The sequence below is a fragment of the Ruegeria sp. CJ6 genome (assembly GCF_056536665.1).
This window is the reverse complement of sequence record NZ_JBQFQB010000001.1, coordinates 768,747-787,130: the sequence shown is the minus strand read 5'-3', so window position 1 is coordinate 787,130 and position 18,384 is coordinate 768,747. Positions and strand designations below refer to the sequence as shown.

Below are 18,384 nucleotides of genomic sequence, written 5' to 3'. Positions count from 1 at the left end.
CCGATCGATAGGTGCGTTTCAATTGTATTTATTTGCCAAAGTTTCGCAGATATCAAGCATCGTTGAACAAGATGTAAGCCCGCCCTTTTGGCGCCAGCAACAGGAGAAGTTCATGTTCATCGTCGATTGCGACTGCCACAACTATTGGTGCAGCGCCACGGTTCTGGAACCCTACATGGAAGGTCTTTTCAAGGACATGTTCGTCCGGGGTGAACGCACCGGCCCACGTGGTGCATTCCCACATGGCCATCGTCCCTGGTTCCACCCCGAAGGATTTGCCCGCCATGACGTGAACCCGGTTGAGGAAGACGACAACTACTTGATAATGAAGGAAAAGCACCTCGATAAATACAATATCGACGTTGCGATCCTGACCGGCGACGAACCGATCGAAGCCTCAACGCTGGCCAACCCTTATTACGCCAATGCGCTGTGCAAAGCCTATAACGACTACATGATCGACTACTGGCTGCCCAAGGACGAGCGGTTCTGGGGCTCGATCGTGGTGGCACCGCAGGACCCGCATCTGGCCGCCGCTGAAATCCGCCGGGTTGGCGGCCACCCCCGTGTCGTTCAAGTTTTGGTGAGCCACGGTGCCGCGCGCCCTTATGGCGACCCGTTCTATCACCCGATCTATGAGGCTTGCGCCGAAATGGGCTTGCCATTCGCTATGCATCTCGGCGGACAGGGCGGCATCAACTCGACCCCCATCGGGGCCGGGCCTTCGACCTTCTTCTGGGAAACCCACGCGATACTGCCGCAGACGGCCATGACCCACATGGCCAGCCTGATCGCCCACGGCGTGTTTGAGAAATGGCCGGGCTTGAAAGTGGTAATAATCGAATGTGGCGTCGCCTGGGTGCCCTCGGTTCTTTGGCGTCTAGATGCGAACTACAAGGCGCTGCGAAAGGAAACGCCGTGGCTCAAGCGTCTGCCGACCGAGTACTTCAAGTCGAACATCCGCATGTCGACCCAGCCGTTGGAGCAGCCCGCGAATATCCAGCACCTGTGGGCCACGCTTGAGGCGATGGATGGAGAGAACACCCTGATGTTCGCGTCGGACTATCCGCATTGGGACTACGACGACGTCAACAAGCTGCATGTCCCGCCCGCATGGCGCGAGAAGATCTTCGGACTCAATGCGTTGGACGTATATACCCGTCTGCCACGCCCGATGGCGCATGCCGCCGAATAAAGAAGGAGACATCGACCATGGCAAACAAGTATTTCGCCTGCAAAACTGATGAAGTCCCCAGCGACGCGGCAAAGATCGTCACAGTTTCGAACATGCCCATCGGCGTTTTCAAACTCGACGACGGTTATCACGCTTTGCTCAACATCTGTCCTCACAAAGGTGCGGCCCTCTGCGAAGGCCCGGTCTGCGGTACGACCCGCCAAACGGACTCAACCGAATTTGTCTATGATCGCGCCGGTGAAATCGTCCGTTGCGCCTGGCACGGTTGGGAATTCGACATTCGCAGCGGTGAGTTTCTTGTGGATTCGTCCATTAAAACGAGACGCTTCGATGTATCAGTAGAGGGCAGTGATCTCTTCGTGCATCTGTAAGAAGCGGGTTTCACGACGAAGGTCAGAAATATTAGGCAGTTCAATCTTTCCTCCCAGCTGCCTGCGCTGGCATTGTCTAGGCATAGGCAATGCCAGTTTTATTTTTGAAACCGGAGATCTATCGCTGTGCTTTTCGTATTGGCTTGGAGGATGGCTATATGCACGTTCTGATTGGCCTACAGGAGGGCGCTCACCCTGGCCAGATATTCAATGAAAACAATTCATGGCTTGGCTAAGCCATTCTTACCAGCGCCCAAAACTATTTGTTTGATTGGCTTCATGAGGCATTGGGCATTTGCCACTTTTATGTCCCAGAAAATAGCAGACCGCGTAAATAGCTGTTCAAGGCCTTCTTGAAAACCATTGGGCTCATGAGATTTTCAAACTAAGGAAATGCATTTGAGCCCATATTTTACACGCCAATTCAGGTCCATTCGCAATTATCCCGCTTCCTCTGATCTACTGCAGTATAGAGTATTCAACTACAGCGGATTTACGTCTCAGTAATTCAGGCCGAGCGACGCAGCCCATCGGTTAAACGTTTTATTAAGAACGCTTAATAATCAAACCCTTCCATAGGGTTTGCGCAATGGCTGAATACATAGTTTTCCGAGGAGCAATCAATGGAGGTCGCTGAAATGAATGTTGTGAACACAACTCATTGGCCGTTCGGGTCAGAGGAGAGTTTCATCTTGTCGACCGAACCAGGCCTAGCTTCGCAAGGCGGCGTATCTAGTTCGATTGATCAAGTCGATTTGCCTTTTTTGAACCTCGATCCCCATGATCTCGAAGGGAAAGAAGATCTGCCGGATATCGAACTGCGCGGGTTTTGGGACGGGGTGATCGACAGCACGGTCAGCGCGTATCAGGGCGCTGGGTCTCACGAGGTTGAGTTCAGTCTTTCGATGGTGAACTACGAGATCGCGACACGCGGAAGCGCCACGCTCATTTCCGAGCTGTACCATACACAGCAAGTCGCGCTTGAAACCATAAGCATGCATGGAACGGACATACCTGTTTCTTATGAGGCCCGGTCCGCCTTTGGATTTGAGGGCGTTCACATTAGTCAGGCAGCACAGTTTCAGCATCTGTCTATAGCCAGCGAACTGGGGGAGATGTTCGATGTGCATGGGTTCGATGCAAATGGCGATCTGGTTCTGGCGTCATACGGCTATTACGAGGTCGTCGAGATCGCAGGCAAGCTTCATCAAAACGGAATTTCTGATTTTGCGCTGAGTTTTGAGGTGTCGTTCGAGCTCGAAATGAATGAGACCGGTCTTTATGAAGTATTTGCTGCGGTCTCGTTCGATGGCCAAATTGACTTTAACGACGGAATGTCGCGCTTTTTTGAGTTTGAAGAGGATATGTATTTCCCAGCTCGCGATCTGGGGAGTGTGGAATTTGGCCCTTTGCCAGATGGCTTGTTCCAACAACTGGCGATGTTCCAGGCTCATATGGGTGACGCCTGGGACGAGTTGGTGAGTTTGAACGATCAGCTTGAGGCGGTGTTTTTGCAGCTTCGTGAAGACGAGCACTATGATGAGTGGGATTTGGCCGGGCAGGGGATTGAAAATCCGTTCACTTTCGATTTGCCGCCAGTGGATCAGTGGCTATAACGATTTGGACATTCGGCCCTTTCTGCTGTTCAATCGGACAGGGCTAAGCCAACTCTGTCCGATCATGTGCGCTGGCCGCATCTGATTTTCGGCCGTCACAAGTCATAGGCAAATGGAAGATATTGAAAACACCAGCCCACCGTCACTCGATCAGATCCTCTCGCTGGAAAAACAGGTATGGACTGCGCTGGTTGAAGGCAATGCACAGGCGGACCGGGCACTGTTGAGCCCCGATTTTCTGGGCGTGTATCCAACGGGTTTTGCCAATCGCGACGATCATGTTGGCCAGTTCGCCGATGCGCCTACGATGGCGCAATATGAACTCAGCGATACCAGGTTGCGCGTCTTATCGGCGGATGTGGTTTTGCTCTCATACAGGGCAGATTATCTGCGTCCCGAAGCACAGGAATGGGAGGCGATGCTGATCTCATCCCTGTGGGAGCGGCGTCACGACGTCTGGATCAACAGTTTCAGCCAGGACACGCCACTGGAACGGTCATGAGCCAGCCTCTTGTTATCAACCGCTTGCCGCGCGCTTTTCATACCGATCTGGGTGACGAAACCCGCGCGGCGCTGCCCGATTTGACTGCCGAGCAGGGGGAGTTGATCGCGGGAACTGCGGGCTCTAGCCCCTACCTGAAAGGTTTGATTGACCAAGAAAGGGACTGGTTGCCGCACGCGTTGCAGCAACCGGACCAGGCATTGGCGGATGTGATGGGCGCAGCGCGCGCGCTGCCGCCGGATCAGTTGAAACCCGGTTTGCGGCAAGCGAAGAGGCGCATGGCCTTGCTGACGGCGCTGGCCGATCTGGCAGGTGCGTGGCCGTTGGAAAAGGTAACTGCCGCGCTGACCGACTTTGGCGCTTTGGCCGCAGATGTGGCAGCGAAGGCCGAAATTGCTGCGCTGATCCGGCGCGGCAAGCTGCCGGGTATGACCGAAGATGATGTCGAAACCGCAGCTGGTATGGTCATTCTGGCGATGGGCAAAATGGGCGCGTATGAGCTGAATTATAGCTCAGATATCGATCTGATCGTGCTGTTCGACGAAACCCGCTTTGATCCCGATGATTTCTACGAAGCGCGACAGGGCATGGTGCGCGCCACGCGGAATTTCTGTGCCACGCTCAGCGACAAGACGGCGGATGGCTATGTGTTCCGCACCGATCTGCGATTGCGCCCCGACCCGGCGGTGACGCCTGTGTGTCTGGCGATGGAAGCGGCTGAGCGCTACTATGAAAGCCTTGGGCGCACGTGGGAACGCGCGGCCTATATCAAGGCACGCCCCTGCGCCGGGGACATCGCGGCAGGTCTGAGATTCCTCGATGCATTGCGCCCGTTCGTCTGGCGGCGGCATCTGGATTTTGCCGCCATTCAAGACGCTCATGACATGCGACTTCGTATACGCGAGAACAAGGGAACGGGCGGAAGTCTCTCGATTCCCGGCCACGATATGAAGCTGGGGCAGGGCGGTATTCGAGAGATCGAGTTTTTTACTCAGACCCGTCAATTGATCGCGGGCGGACGTGATCCCGACCTTCGCGTCCGGGGTACCGTTCCCGGTCTGGCGGCGTTGGCGTCGAAGGGCTGGGTGCCCGAAGACGTCGCAGAGAAACTGACTGACCACTACCGCGCCCACCGCGAGGTCGAGCATCGCATCCAGATGGTGCACGACGCACAGACCCATAAGGTGCCAAATTCAGAGGACGGTTTCGAACGGGTCGCGTGCCTGATGGGGATCAGCAGCGCCGAATTGACCGCCGAACTGACCCGCCGCCTGACCGAAGTGCACGAACTGACCGAAGGGTTCTTCGCCCCTGGACCAGGCGCGGCACCCGTGCCGCTTCAGGAGGTTGAGTTTGACAAGGGTGTGCTGGCCCGCTGGCCGACTTATCCGGCGCTTCGATCGCAGCGTGGTGCACGGATATTCGAGCGGCTCAGACCGGAACTTTTAGCGCGATTGGCGAAAACTGCGAAACCCGACGAAGCATTGCTGGCGCTGGATGGGTTTTTGGCAGGATTACCCGCTGGAGTGCAGCTGTTTTCCCTGTTCGAAGCGAACCCGCATCTGATTGATCTGCTGGTCGATATCGTTGGGACGTCACATGCGCTCGCCACCCATCTGTCGCGCAACGCCTCGGTTTTTGATGCGGTGATTGGTGGCAGCTTTTTCAGCGACTGGCCCGGACAGTCGGCCTTGCAAGCTGATCTTACACAGGCGTTGTCGGATGAAAGCGACTATGAAACACAGCTCGATTTCGCACGTCGCTGGTGCAAGGAATGGCATTTCCGCATCGGCGTTCACCATCTGCGCGGGTTGATCGATGGGGCGCAGGCCGGGCAGCAATATGCCGAACTGGCGCAGGCCGTGATTGCGGCGGTTTTGCCCTGCGTTGTCGATCAGTTTTTCCAAAAGCATGGACCGGCGCCAGGGCGCGGCGCTGCGGTTCTGGGCATGGGCTCGCTTGGGGCGGGTCGGATCAACTCGCAATCCGATCTGGACATGATAGTCATTTATGACCCGCAGGATCAGGATATGTCCGACGGTCCTCGCCCGCTGGCGACGCGGACGTATTATGCTCGGTTCACCCAGGCACTGATCACGGCGCTCAGCGCGCCAATGTCGCAGGGACGGCTTTATGAGGTCGACATGCGTCTGCGCCCGTCGGGCAATCAGGGGCCGGTGGCTACAAGCTGGGTCAGCTTCACCAACTATCAGCAGAATGAGGCCTGGGTGTGGGAACACCTTGCTTTGACCCGCGCCCATGTGGTCGCAGGCGACGCCGGTCTGGCCGAGGATATCGAAAGCTTCCGCGCTGAATTCCTATCGCAAACGCGCGACCACCAGAAGGTGCTGAAAGAAGTCGCCGAGATGCGCGAAAGACTGGCCGCAGCCAAAGCACCAGCGGGCGTTTGGGACGCAAAGAATGGGCCGGGTCGCATGATGGATATCGAACTGATGGCAGAGACGGGCGCATTGCTGGCCGGATTGCCCCAGCGCGATGTACACTCGGGTCTGGACGGGGCGGTCGCTGTCGGGCTGCTGGATGTCGCGCAGGCGCAAACCCTGAAGGGTTGTTACGATTTATGCTGGTCGGTGCAATGTGCGGCGCGTCTGCTGTCGGGAAAGGTGATCGAGGCCGACAAGATCGGTGAAGGCGGTACGGCCTTTCTGTGTCGGGCGACCGGGTTCGATCAGGTCGAACAGCTGCAATCCGCGTTGCAAGACAATTACAGCACTGCGGCCTCGTTGATTGGCGCAGTTGTCGGAGGGGTTGAAGATGGCACGCAGTGATGATCCGAATGACCACAAAGGCCTGATCCGCGAGGCGTATCGCATTGAAGGCATCACCTTGCCCGAGTGTCGCAGCATCTTTCTGGATTGGGCGCTGAGCCTGCCTGGAGAGCTTGACCAAAATCAGGCTCTGACCAACCTGCACGCAGTCTATTCGGAACAGGCTGCTGATCATCCGATGACGCAGGTCCTGACCGAGGGTTTGCAGGCGGCCCATGCCCCCAAGCGTCGTGGCGGCTGGCGCAAGCGCAACCGTTAACGGGGCTTTCACCCACGCGCATTCACGATTATGAGGGCGCCATGACAACCACAGCTGATCGCCCCCGTATCCGTTTGAAACCCAAGGCCAATGCGCGTGGCCTGCGCCACGGGTTTCCCTGGGTCTACGCCAATGACATCGTCACCGACCGCCGGACTCGCAAGATCGGGCCGGGGTCCTTGGCTGTGCTGGAAGACGAGAAGCGCGCGCCAATCGCTCTGGTCGCAGTGAATCCGGTCTCGAAGATCATGTGCCGGGTATTGGATCGCGATATCGGCGCGCAGTTGGATGCGGACTGGTTTGAAACCCGTCTGCGCCGCGCGCTTGAGATGCGCGAGCGACTGTTCGATGCGCCTTACTATCGCCTGATCCATGCCGAGGCGGATGGGTTTCCCGGGGTGATCATCGACCGGTTCGGAGACGCCTGCGTGATCCAACCCAACGCAGTCTGGGCTGAGGCACATCTTGAATCTCTGACCGACGCGCTAGTCAAGGTGACCGGGGTCGACACAGTGCTGAAGAACGCCTCGGGGCGCACGCGTGTGCTCGAGGGGTTGGACGACACCAATCTGACCTTGCGCGGCACCGCGCCCGATAAGCCTCTGCCGGTGCCAATGAATGGCGCAACCTACATGGCCGACCTGACCGGGGGACAGAAAACTGGCCTGTTCTATGACCAACGCCCCAACCACGCCTTTGCCGCCAAGTTGGTTCACCCCGAGGCGCAGGTGCTGGATGTATTCAGCCACGTCGGAGGCTTTGGTCTGGCCATGCTGGCGGGCGGCGCAGCACAGGCATTGTCCGTTGACGGCTCGGCAGCGGCGCTCGAACTGGCGGCGAAGGGCGCAGAAGTCTCAGGATTTTCTGCCCGTTTCCAGACCCGACAAGGCGACGCCTTTGATATACTGACCAAACTCGGCGAAGAGGGCGCGTTGTTCGACGTCGTCATCTGTGATCCACCGGCCTTCGCGCCCTCGAAACAAGCATTGGACGCAGGCCTGCGCGCCTATGAGCGTACCGCACGTCTGGCGGCTCCGCTGGTCAAACCGGGCGGGTATCTTGGCCTCTGCTCCTGTTCTCATGCCGCTGATCTGGGCCGCTTCCGCGATGCCTCATCCCGTGGGATCGGACGGGCAGGACGACAGGCCCAACTGATCCGAACTGGCTTTGCCGGGCCGGACCATCCACAACTGCCGCAGCTGGCAGAAAGCGGCTACCTCAAAGCCGTGTTTTACCGTCTGTGAAGGCGGTTCTTGATACCTGCGTCATCTATCCCACGGTGATGCGAGAGATGCTGTTGGGCGCTGCGAGGCTTGGTTATTTCACGCCCGTCTGGTCTGCACGTATCCTCGAAGAATGGGCCCGTGCCACCCGCAAACTCGGCCCCGAGGGCGAGGCGCAGGCGCGCGCCGAAATCGCGCTGGTTCAGGCCCAATGGCCAAATGCCGAGCAACCCGCCAACCTCGGTGTTGAACAGCGCCTATGGTTACCGGATGCCGCCGACATCCACGTTCTCGCAACGGCGGTCACAAGCTCGGCAGATGTCATTGTCACCGTCAATGCCAAGGACTTTCCCAAGAATATGTTGGCCGACGAAGGGCTTGAGCGGCGCGATCCGGACGGGCTGCTGCATGAACTCTGGCTGTCCGACCCCGAAGGCATGACACATGTTTCCAAAGCGGTCCTTGCTGAAGCCAACCGGCTATCCGGTGCTCAATGGACCTTGCGCAGCTTAATGAAAAAAGCCCGACTGCCGCGCCTTGGCAAAGCCCTGAGTACTTAATTCGGGATCCCATTCATCTGGCCAAAAATATCTCGGGGAGCGCGAGGGGCGGGCCCCTCGCTCCTATCCTAAACTCCCACGCCCCACTTTTGTTCAAGTACTTCCAGAGCTGCGATCCGCTCATCCGTCTTTGGATGACTCATCAACCAAGCGGGCACAACGCCCGCGCGCTGCTGTGTCAGATCCTCAAGCTTGTGGAACAAAGACTTCTGTGGACCAATCCCGATCCCGGCTTTTGTCAAAAGCGCAGCCGCATATTCATCCGCCTCATATTCATCACTCCGCGACAGGCGGGAGGCCAGCAAATGAGTCAGCATATTTGCAATCCAGGCTCCAATGAACGGGATGAAGCGGTTCAATAGCATCATCAGCGCAGCACGCAGGGCGTTTTGACCCGAGAAATCAATCATCCGCCGCCGGGCGTGGCCAAGGGCGACATGGCCCAATTCATGCGCGATTACGCTTGCCATTTCTTCCGCTGATACTTCGCCGTTGCCAAATTTGCGATAAAAACCGCGAGTGATGAAAATACGCCCATCCGGCGCTGCCAGCCCGTTCACCGGATCGATCTCGTAGATGTAGACTGGGACCCGATCAATCTCCAAGGCTGCAGCCAGCCGGTCCGTCATGCGTTTTAGCGCAGGATCGGCCAGTTCGGTGGACTTCGCATCCAACTCACGATGCGTGCGCCAGACGGATATCCGGTACATCACAACGGCATAGGCTATGGCCAGCAGGATGGGTGTTAAGCGAAGCATGAGTTAGATATGGGCGGCCCACCCCGAGGAGGCAAGCGGTAACTCGCCCTTCACGTCCGATCAGTTATGCGGCTCAATCCAGCCTTACCTGCCTGGCGAGGGCAGGTGCAGGTTCGAATGAAACTCGGCAAGGGACTGCTTGGTTAAGACCTCGCCCTTCGAAGCCTCAAAAAATGCGCGTTCAGCTTCCTTTTCTGCGACCAGAGCATCAACTCTCAGGTCCCTCACATCCGCGCGCAGAGCGTCGCGCGCCTCCTCGTAGGTTTCAGCATCGCGCAGCTCATCCTCAAGCGCACTCAGCTTGTCATCATAGTCCGGGTCCGCAGGATCAAGTGCGGCGATATCATCGGCGATGTCTTCGCTGCTGCGGCCATCGTAGTCTTCGTTCAGATCACGCAGTTCACGGCGCGCCTCATAGAGGTCACCGCGTAAGTCGTAATAGGTTTCCGCCGCCGCCTGGTAGGTCGCGATTTTGCCGACATTGCTGTTGGGTGAAGCATTGCGGAACGCCGGGGCCGCTGCCTTAGACGCATTCAGGTTACGCAGCTTGTCCGAGCCATAGGGATCGGTGATCGCTGCAACAAGCGGGTCGCGGTAATAGCGATAGCGGTCCTTCTTGCGATCGGAATATGGCTTGTCGTAGCGCAGTCGATAGTCGGTTTCATCATAGATCTTCTTTTCGTCCGAATAGCGGTAGCCGTCAGGACCGTAAGGCACCGGCTGGACCGTTGCCCAGTCCTTGTGCCGGTAGTTTGGCTGTGGCAGATCGAGATTGCCGTGGAACTCGCCCAGCGTCGCCTTGGTCAATGTACGCCCTTTCGAAGCGTCATAAAAGGCAGCCTCCGCATCTTGCAACGCGTCGCGGGTTTCGTATTTCAGATCCCTCAGATCAGCGCGCAGATCGTCGCGCGCCTCCTCATAGGTTTCTGCATCGCGCAGTTCATCCTCAAGCGCACTCAGCTTGTCATCGTAGTTCGGGTCCGCAGGATCAAGCGCGGCGATATCATCGGCGATGTCTTCGCTGCTGCGGCCATCGTAGTCTTCGTTCAGATCACGCAGTTCACGGCGCGCCTCATAGAGGTCACCGCGCAGGTCGTAATAGGTTTCCGCCGCCGCCTGATAGGTCGCGATCTTGCCGACATTGCTGTTGGGTGAAGCATTGCGGAACGCCGGGGCTGCTGCCTTAGACGCATTCAGGTTACGCAGCTTGTCCGCGCCATCGGGATCGGTGATCGCTGCAACAAGCGGGTCGCGATAGCGACGCTTGCTGGGCTTCTTATTGTCATAGTGCTTGGATTTATAATCTGTGCGAGCAACAGGTCGCGGGGAATACTCAACAGGAGCAACCGAGGCCTTGCGGTACGATTTCTTTACCCGGTTCGCGCTTGACTTGGTTTTTACCGGCGAACGCTTGCCAAATAGTTGCTCGACATCGCGTTTAAACTCTCTTCCAAAGCCCGCCAGTGTGGTCTTTTGTACCTTGCCGTTCCGTCCCTTAGCTTTAGCAGAGGTTTTGGCTGACCGGTGGTGTTTTGCCTTTTGCTTCTTGTTGAACCCGAAAGCCTTTTCCACGCGGTGCGTTTTGGACTTGGCCTTGCCGGCATCTTTACCCGCGCTTTTGGAACCCTTAGCTTTGCCGGATTTTCCCTTTTCGCCACTTTTGTTGCCGTCGTCGCTTTTTCCAGAATTACCTTTGCCGCCGCCGCGGCCCTTTCCATTGCCATTATCATTCTTGGCATAAGCGGCGTCAGGGGAAAGTACCAATGTCGCGGTCGCACCCGATGCAATTGTGAACGCTGTAATGGTCAAAACAGATGTCAGGATATTTCGTAGTTTTGAAATGGTCATCTCAGCCCCCCAGCTTCAATCCCTTTGTCGTATATCACGAATTCGAGAGAGGCAGGGAATTTTGCCGAGATTGTTTCTTTGGTGGTGCTTTTGACGCGAATATTTCTGAAAACTAGGCCTATTGTTTCCGGTTTCTGAGTCAACCAGGACTCCGACGGTGACTAGCGCGTCAGTTCCCGCATACCTTGTTCCAAACCCGCCAGCGTCATGGGTACCATGCGATCTTCGAATATCTCACGGATCATGCCGATCGAATGGGTATATTCCCAATACTTCTCTGGCACTGGATTGATCCACAGGTTCGATGTCCACTGTTCGCGTGCACGGCCCAGCCAGACTTGGCCAGATTCCTGATTCCAATGCTCATTTGCACCGCCGGGATAAGCGATCTCGTAGGGACTCATCGAGGCATCGCCGACAAAGATGCATTTGTAGTCCGGCCCGTATGTGCGCAAGACCTCGTGCGTCGGAGTTTGCTGATCCCAGCGGCGGCGATTGTCGCGCCAGACGCCTTCATAGAGGCAATTGTGGAAGTAGTAGTATTCCAGATGTTTGAATTCGGTTCGGGCCGCTGAGAACAGTTCTTCGACGACCTTGATATGCGGGTCCATCGATCCGCCCACGTCCAGAAACAAAAGCACTTTGACGGCGTTGTGTCGTTCGGGTCGGGTTTTGACATCCAGATATCCGTGTTCAGCCGTAGCCCTGATCGTTCCATCCAGATCAAGCTCTTCCGCTGCACCTTCACGCGCCCAGCGGCGCAGGCGTTTCAAGGCAACCTTGATGTTCCGGGTGCCTAGTTCAACAGTGTCATCTAAGTTCTTGAATTCGCGCTTGTCCCAGACCTTTACGGCACGCTGATGGCGGCTTTCTTTCTGGCCGATGCGCACGCCTTCGGGGTTGTAGCCATAGGCGCCGAAAGGTGAGGTGCCCGCGGTGCCGATCCACTTGTTACCGCCCTGATGGCGACCCTGTTGGTCCTTGAGGCGCTCGCGTAGCGTCTCCATCAGCTTCTCAAAGCCACCAAGCGCCTCGATCTCGGCTTTTTCTTCATCCGACAGGTGCTTTTCGGCCATCTTTGCAAGCCACTCGGCAGGAATATCGACCGCCTCGAGTACTTGATCGAAACTGATTTCACCCAACCCTTCGAAACTGGCGGCAAAGGCACGGTCGAACTTGTCGATGTTGCGCTCGTCTTTCACCATCGAAACGCGGGCGAGATAGTAAAACGCCTCGACATCGTATGTCGCCAAGCCCTTTTTCATCCCTTCCAGAAACGTCAGGTATTCGCGCAGAGATACGGGAATGCCAGCGTTTCGGAGGTTTTCGAAGAAGGGCAGGAACATCGTTCTATACCAGGCGGACAATGACCAGTGAAATCACCAGCCCGACCAACGCAAAGGCAATGCCGTAACCTGCAGCGTATTGAGCCATATCAGCACCGCTTCCGTTACGTTTGTGTGCTGTCAACGCGCCCAGAATCGCGCCCAGAATAGCCATGCCCAGAACCACTATCATGTGACGTTATCCACCCGTGCTTGTGGCGGCTGACTGCGCGATGTCTTGTGTGACCGAGCGCACCACCAAATCCGAGCCGAAGCCGTAACGTGCCCATCCGATACTGTCCAGCCGAACGCGACGTGCCTGATCTAGTTGACCGGACTGCCGCAGTGCCTCGGATTTGAGCAGCAGCAGAGTGGCCAGAAGGGCGGCGTTCTCGGCCTTGGTCATGACATTGATTGCTTTGTTCAATTCGGGCAGGGCCTCGGTGCCCTGACCCTGTGCCAAAGCAAAGGCTGCGGTTTGTGCCGTGATATGAGCGCGCTGAATTTCTGTTCCCGGGGTGGCGTTCAGGTATTTCAGGGCAATTTCATATTGCTGCTGCGCCGCCTCGGGGTCGTCGAATTGCCCCATGCGCCCTAGCAGATAATGCGGATAGGCGCGGCGGTGGTCGGTCCAGCCTTGCTGTTGACCAATTCGCGCTGCCTCGTTCGCAGCGTTGACGCGTTTGGCCGTACCAGCGCCAGCCCCCAAAGCGCGTTGAACTGCGTTAATCCAGGCCCGAGGTGTCTCAGTAACCTGTTGTGGCGCAACCCGATCCCCTCTGGGGTTCAGCCGGCTGAGTACGCCGGGCAGAACCGCTGCCACCTGTTCGCGTGTCATGCCATTTTGCAACTCAGGCGCATAGGCTGCGCGCAGGATCAACATGTCGAATCCGGTCAGAACCGTGTGGAAATTGTCGTCGTTGAATACTGAATCGGTTAGGCGATAGAGGTCGTTCAGAGGTCCAAGTGCCTGAGCCAATTCTTCATGCAGGCAGTCCCGAATTTCCTGTGGGCTGGCATCGTAGGGGATGAATATCCCGATCCGTTCACGTTTTCGCAGTTCGGTCCAGTTGCTTTTGCTTTTGCGCCTGTCACGGCGGTATTCTTCCAGACTTGAAGAGTTGGGAACGACGAAACAGGCGGCCTGCGGCAGGATGCGGCGGATCTGTTTCTGGCTTACAGCCTCGATCGTGATGTTCGCCTGACCCTCTGGAATCTGCCGGATGTCGATCTTCGCCTCACGTTGCAACCGGGTCAGTAGCCGGCTCAGGTCGGTCTGCATCGTTGGTGGCGGTGTCCCAGTCAGACGCACCGTGATGGGTCCATCAAACCGGGTGAAAACGGGCAACTCTGCGCCGCTCTCAAGTGCGAAATGCAGCGATAGGAAATCTGCGGCGATGTTCTTGTTTGAACGGGCAGGCGGGCTTGGACGAGCAGCGCCGAAGGATTTAGACGGCGGCAGCGAAGCTTCAATCACCTGGGTACGGGTCGGCGTCTCGATCCGGTCGACCGTGGTGCAGGCAGACAGCGCCGCCAGAAGGAGAGTTGCGCCCAAAAGCCTCATGGTCGCTGATACTTCAGAAACGGCGACAACTTGCCGATGCGGTCATAGAGTTTGCGTGCGGTATGGTTGTTTTCCTGCGTCAGCCAATAGACTGAGGGGGCTTTCTGCCTGTCCGCTTCTTCATAGACGGCCTCAATCAGGGCGCGCCCAACTCCGGTGCCTCGCGCTTCTGGGCGGGCATAGAGATCCTGCAGATAGCAGACACTTTCTTCCTTCCAGGCGTGGCGATGAAACAGGTAGTGGGTCAGTCCAAGCAGTTGCCCATCCAAATCCGCGACAAAACAGGAAAAGTCATTCGGATCATCACCTAAGAGCCGCGCAAAGGTGCTTTGGAAAGTCGAATCCGGCACTTCGGTTTCATAAAATGCCAGGTAGTCACGCCACATTTCGGCCCATTGATCCCGGTCTTCTGGTCGCAAGGGGCGAATTGTGACGGCGTTAGACATTTTACTATTTCCTGCTCTGGAGGCCCGATTGGCGCGGGGTCTTTCGTTGATGTAATGCTGACACCCGACCGTACCGATGACAAGCTGTGATCACCGCTTGCTGCGCGCCATAAAGGCCAGCCGTTCAAACAGATGTACGTCCTGCTCATTTTTTAGAAGCGCACCATGTAGCTTGGGCAGTGCATTCACACCGTCGCGTTTAAGGTCCTCAGCGCTCAAGTCCTCAGCCAAGAGCAGTTTCAGCCAGTCCAGCACTTCCGAGGTCGAGGGCTTTTTCTTCAAACCCTGCGTTTCGCGGATTTCGTAGAACTGGGTCAGCGCGGTGGTCAGCAGCGCATCTTTGATGCCGGGGTGATGGACTTCGACGATACGGCGCATCGTGGCTTCGTCTGGAAAGCGGATGTAGTGAAAGAAGCAGCGGCGCAAGAATGCGTCAGGTAGTTCCTTTTCGTTGTTCGACGTGATTATGACGATAGGGCGGTTCTTGGCCCGGATCGTCTCGCCGGTCTCGTAGACGTGGAACTCCATCTTATCGAGTTCTTGCAATAGATCGTTGGGAAATTCGATATCAGCTTTGTCGATCTCGTCGATCAGTAGCACAACCTTTTCATCCGCATCGAATGCCTGCCACAGCTTGCCCTTGCGAATATAGTTCGAGACATCATGCACGCGCTCATCACCTAGCTGACTGTCACGTAGACGGCTGACCGCATCGTATTCATACAGTCCCTGCTGCGCGCGCGTTGTGGATTTCACGTTCCACTCAATCATCGTCAGCCCCAGCGCGCCTGCGACCTGTTTCGCCAGCTCGGTCTTGCCAGTTCCGGGCTCGCCCTTGACCAACAAGGGGCGTTCCAGCGTGACGGCAGCGTTCACGGCAATGTTCAGATCGTCGGTGGCAACATATTCTGCGGTGCCTTGAAAACGTGCGGTCATGGGACCCCTCATGTGGTTTCCGCGGAATGCGGGCTGGGTTTGCTCTGCTCGGGTTACAGAGAGGCAAGGTGATTTACAAGCCGGGCCGCAGCGTCGCGAAAGGATGGAATGGGCTGTAAGTCCAATCTGTTTTGGGCGATTCGTTCGGGGCGGGGTATCGCAGGGGTTGAAGCTGCCTGAAAAACGCCTTGCGAGAACCACAGAAAAACAAGGTTTTGTTGTTACAAGTCTCAATATTAGAGCAGTCGGAGTGACGCGGCGGCGAGGCATACGTTTGTGTAGTGACAATCTCTGCCCCGTCGGATAAACGCTCCGCAGAAGGGGGTGCCGAATGTCAGGTAATACAATCGCAACCGACGTTTCAGGCCATACCGAGGGAGCAAATATGAAGCAGGAAGTTTTTCTGCCGGAAGATTACCGTCCGGCTGAAGATGAACCTTTCATGAATGATCGCCAGCTTGAGTATTTTCGCCGCAAGCTGATGGATTGGAAGACAGAACTACTCGCAGGCAGCCGTGATACGATCGAAGGTCTGCAGGACAACACCCGAAACATTCCCGATGTCGCTGACCGCGCAAGCGAAGAGACCGACCGTGCGCTGGAACTGCGCACTCGGGATCGTCAGCGTAAGCTGGTGGCAAAAATCGACTCGGCCCTGCGCCGGATCGAAGAAGGCGAGTATGGATATTGCGAGAAGACCGGTGATCCGATCTCGCTCAAGCGCCTGGATGCGCGTCCTATCGCGACTATGACGCTTGAGGCGCAAGAGCGTCACGAGCGCCGCGAAAAGGTCCACCGCGACGATTGATCGCTGGGAAATTGCAACAAAACAACTGCGCCGGGGCCTGTCGCCTCGGCGTTTTTGCGTTATGGCAGGCCCATGAATATCAATGGTCTGAATTTCTGCGTCATTGGCGGCGGCATTGGGGGCATGGCGGCGGCACTCGCACTGCGAAGTCAGGGTGCTCAGGTGACGGTTCTGGAGCAGGCCCCAGAACTGACCGAAGTTGGTGCTGGATTGCAAATCAGTGCGAACGGGATGGCGGTACTGCGTGCGCTAGGCGTTGCTGGTAAGGTGCCGGAGGCTGGACAAATCTCGGGTGGGACCGTTCTGCGCGATTACCGTAATGGGCGCGTGATCAGTCGGGTCCCGGTCCCTGCCGCTGGGTCGACTTACTATTATCACCGGGCAGATCTGCTGGACCTGTTACACAAAGCCGCCTTGCGCTCTGGGGTGGATATTCGGCTGGATGCACCTGTCGCCACGGTTCATAAACACCCAAGCGAAGCCGAGATCGTTCTGGAAAGCGGCGAAAGGCTGCGTGCGGAATGCGCGATCGCTGCAGACGGTGGGCGCAGCACTATCCGTCCGATCTTGAATGGCCCCGAGGTCCCGGTGTTCACCCACCAGGTTGCCTGGCGAGCAACGATCCCCTGGACCCAGCGAGAAGAATTGCCATGCGCGTCCTTGACGATGGGGCCAGGTCGGCACGTTGTAACCTACCCGCTGCGCGATCAACGCCTCGTGAACATCGTGGCCATAGAAGAGCGTTCCGACTGGCAAGAGGAAGGCTGGCGACGTCAGGGTGATCCCGACGACCTGCGAACCCGGTTCGCCGATTTTGGCGGACCGATTGGTGACATATTGTCAAAGATTGACGAGGTTCACCTTTGGGCGCTGTTTCTGCGCCCCGTGGCGCAAATCTGGCAGAATGGGCGATTGGCCTTGCTTGGGGATGCGGCGCACCCGACGTTGCCTTTTATGGCCCAAGGAGCTTGCCTAGCACTGGAAGATGCCTGGGTCCTGATACGCGCGTTCCAGGACAACTCAGGCGTCGCCCGCGCATTGGCTACCTATGAAGCCACTCGACGACCGCGTGCCAGGCAAGTGGTTAGCGCCGCAGGCGCAAATGCGCGTAATTTCCACCTTCGTGGGCCAATGAGGCTGGCCGCGCAGGCCGCCTTAATGGCGGTTGGTCCACGCTTGGCACGGCGCTACGAGTGGATCTATAGCTACGACGCGACCGCGTAAGCGTTCACAGGTCGAGATCAACCCAGACCGGCACATGGTCCGAAGGTTTTTCGTGCCCCCTCACTTCGGCATCGATCCTGCAATCACGCATCAAATCTGCAGCTTGCGGCGTCAGAAGAACGTGATCGATGCGAATCCCGTCGTTTCTGTTCCACGCGCCGGCTTGATAATCCCAGAATGAGTAATGACCGGGGCCTTGCGTTCGCGCGCGAAAGGCTTCAGTGAAGCCCAGATTCAATACCTTGCGGAATGCAGCGCGACTTTCGGGTCGAAAAAGCGCATCCTCGCGCCAGGCGTCGGGGCGCTTGGCATCTTCGGCCTGCGGGATAATATTGTAATCCCCTGCCATCAACGCGGGTTCCTCTGATGCCATCAAATCGCGGGCACGATCATAGAGGCGCTCCATCCACTCAAGCTTGTAGTCATATTTCGGCCCCGGCACCGGATTGCCATTTGGCAGATACAATCCGCAGATGCGCAGTGCTCTCTTTCCTATGACAGTGGCTTCGATCCAGCGCGCCTGCTCATCACTTTCATCACCGGGCAACCCACGGGAGACATCCTCAAGCGGCAATTTCGAAAGGATTGCAACGCCGTTGAAGCTCTTTTGCCCATGGGTTTCAACGTTATATCCGCGCTCCTCGAAAATCTCGCGGGGGAAATTCTCATCGATTGATTTGATTTCCTGCAGCAACACGACATCGGGCTGCGCCTCATCCAACCAGCGAGGTAACGCCTCGGCGCGTGCCTTGATACCGTTGATGTTGAATGTGGCGATTTTCATGCGTGATCCTCCGGTGCCATTGGCAACCTATCGCGCAGAATACACGCAACGGCAAGTTGCCGTACAAGTTAGCGAGGCTCTGCCTCGCGCTCCGAGGTATTTTGGGCCAGATGAAGAAACGGATTCTTAACCATATTCGTCAAAACTGAGTTTGCGGTACAGGCGGAGGCGCCGAT

Annotated in this window: 18 protein-coding genes; 10 read left to right on the top strand and 8 right to left on the bottom strand. The window is 56.9% G+C overall.

Annotated features, from left to right (window positions below; genetic code table 11):
* Window positions 1–112: 112 nt before the first annotated feature.
* The 8 genes from ACR0BT_RS03990 (at window position 113) to ACR0BT_RS03955 (ending at window position 8,515) form a co-directional block, all read left to right on the top strand.
* Window positions 113–1,195, top strand: coding sequence for an amidohydrolase family protein (locus tag ACR0BT_RS03990; RefSeq protein ID WP_170396627.1), 1,083 nt, complete (start codon window positions 113–115; stop codon window positions 1,193–1,195).
* A gap of 17 nt (window positions 1,196–1,212) precedes the next feature.
* Window positions 1,213–1,566 (top strand): Rieske (2Fe-2S) protein, encoded by a 354-nt coding sequence (locus ACR0BT_RS03985; RefSeq protein ID WP_170396629.1) that lies wholly within the window; start codon window positions 1,213–1,215, stop codon window positions 1,564–1,566.
* A 623-nt stretch (window positions 1,567–2,189) separates the two neighbouring features.
* Window positions 2,190–3,182 carry a hypothetical protein gene (locus ACR0BT_RS03980; protein WP_170817892.1) on the top strand — a complete coding sequence of 331 codons (993 nt, stop codon included), beginning with the start codon at window positions 2,190–2,192 and terminating at the stop codon, window positions 3,180–3,182.
* Window positions 3,183–3,294: 112 nt separating this feature from the next.
* Complete coding sequence (locus tag ACR0BT_RS03975; protein WP_170396632.1) at window positions 3,295–3,684, top strand: nuclear transport factor 2 family protein; 390 nt, start codon at window positions 3,295–3,297, stop codon at window positions 3,682–3,684.
* On the top strand, window positions 3,681–6,473 hold the full coding sequence (locus ACR0BT_RS03970) for a [protein-PII] uridylyltransferase family protein (RefSeq protein ID WP_480762576.1): 2,793 nt from the start codon (window positions 3,681–3,683) through the stop codon (window positions 6,471–6,473). The genes ACR0BT_RS03975 and ACR0BT_RS03970 overlap by 4 nt, the downstream gene beginning before the upstream one ends.
* The gene (locus ACR0BT_RS03965) at window positions 6,460–6,732 is read left to right on the top strand and encodes a hypothetical protein (protein ID WP_170513003.1); all 273 of its coding nucleotides are present in this window, start codon (window positions 6,460–6,462) and stop codon (window positions 6,730–6,732) included. The genes ACR0BT_RS03970 and ACR0BT_RS03965 overlap by 14 nt, the downstream gene beginning before the upstream one ends.
* A 41-nt stretch (window positions 6,733–6,773) precedes the next feature.
* Entirely contained in the window at window positions 6,774–7,976 is a 1,203-nt protein-coding gene (locus ACR0BT_RS03960; RefSeq protein WP_480762575.1) for an RSP_2647 family RNA methyltransferase, read from the top strand.
* Entirely contained in the window at window positions 7,973–8,515 is a 543-nt protein-coding gene (locus tag ACR0BT_RS03955; RefSeq protein ID WP_480762574.1) for an RSP_2648 family PIN domain-containing protein, read from the top strand. The genes ACR0BT_RS03960 and ACR0BT_RS03955 overlap by 4 nt, the downstream gene beginning before the upstream one ends.
* Window positions 8,516–8,583: 68 nt before the next feature.
* Here the strand turns inward: ACR0BT_RS03955 and ACR0BT_RS03950 are convergent, their stop codons facing one another.
* From ACR0BT_RS03950 to ACR0BT_RS03920, 7 genes are all read right to left on the bottom strand, one after another.
* Complete coding sequence (locus ACR0BT_RS03950) at window positions 8,584–9,273, bottom strand: M48 family metallopeptidase (RefSeq protein WP_170396642.1); 690 nt, start codon at window positions 9,271–9,273, stop codon at window positions 8,584–8,586.
* 84 nt (window positions 9,274–9,357) lie between these two features.
* On the bottom strand, window positions 9,358–11,121 hold the full coding sequence (locus tag ACR0BT_RS03945) for a hypothetical protein (protein ID WP_480762573.1): 1,764 nt from the start codon (window positions 11,119–11,121) through the stop codon (window positions 9,358–9,360).
* Window positions 11,122–11,282: 161 nt separating this feature from the next.
* The gene (locus tag ACR0BT_RS03940) at window positions 11,283–12,467 is read right to left on the bottom strand and encodes a vWA domain-containing protein (protein ID WP_170611080.1); all 1,185 of its coding nucleotides are present in this window, start codon (window positions 12,465–12,467) and stop codon (window positions 11,283–11,285) included.
* Window positions 12,468–12,471: 4 nt separating this feature from the next.
* Window positions 12,472–12,639: a hypothetical protein gene (locus ACR0BT_RS03935; protein ID WP_480762572.1), complete on the bottom strand. Its 168-nt coding sequence runs from the start codon at window positions 12,637–12,639 to the stop codon at window positions 12,472–12,474.
* Window positions 12,640–12,645: 6 nt separating this feature from the next.
* Window positions 12,646–14,010, bottom strand: coding sequence for a DUF2927 domain-containing protein (locus tag ACR0BT_RS03930; RefSeq protein ID WP_170406392.1), 1,365 nt, complete (start codon window positions 14,008–14,010; stop codon window positions 12,646–12,648).
* Complete coding sequence (locus ACR0BT_RS03925) at window positions 14,007–14,456, bottom strand: GNAT family N-acetyltransferase (protein WP_170646295.1); 450 nt, start codon at window positions 14,454–14,456, stop codon at window positions 14,007–14,009. The genes ACR0BT_RS03930 and ACR0BT_RS03925 overlap by 4 nt, the downstream gene beginning before the upstream one ends.
* Before the next feature lie 90 nt (window positions 14,457–14,546).
* Window positions 14,547–15,392 (bottom strand): AAA family ATPase, encoded by an 846-nt coding sequence (locus ACR0BT_RS03920; RefSeq protein WP_170406386.1) that lies wholly within the window; start codon window positions 15,390–15,392, stop codon window positions 14,547–14,549.
* A gap of 385 nt (window positions 15,393–15,777) precedes the next feature.
* Between ACR0BT_RS03920 and dksA the strand changes: the two genes are divergently transcribed.
* Both dksA and ACR0BT_RS03910 read left to right on the top strand, forming a co-directional pair.
* Window positions 15,778–16,200, top strand: a complete 423-nt coding sequence (gene dksA / locus ACR0BT_RS03915) for an RNA polymerase-binding protein DksA (protein ID WP_074736317.1) — start codon at window positions 15,778–15,780, stop codon at window positions 16,198–16,200.
* Between the two features lie 72 nt (window positions 16,201–16,272).
* Window positions 16,273–17,424 (top strand): FAD-dependent monooxygenase, encoded by a 1,152-nt coding sequence (locus ACR0BT_RS03910; RefSeq protein ID WP_480762571.1) that lies wholly within the window; start codon window positions 16,273–16,275, stop codon window positions 17,422–17,424.
* Window positions 17,425–17,428: 4 nt separating this feature from the next.
* On the opposite strand, the gene xth is transcribed toward ACR0BT_RS03910, so the two are convergent.
* Window positions 17,429–18,208, bottom strand: coding sequence for an exodeoxyribonuclease III (gene xth / locus ACR0BT_RS03905; protein ID WP_480762570.1), 780 nt, complete (start codon window positions 18,206–18,208; stop codon window positions 17,429–17,431).
* Between the last annotated feature and the right edge of the window lie 176 nt (window positions 18,209–18,384).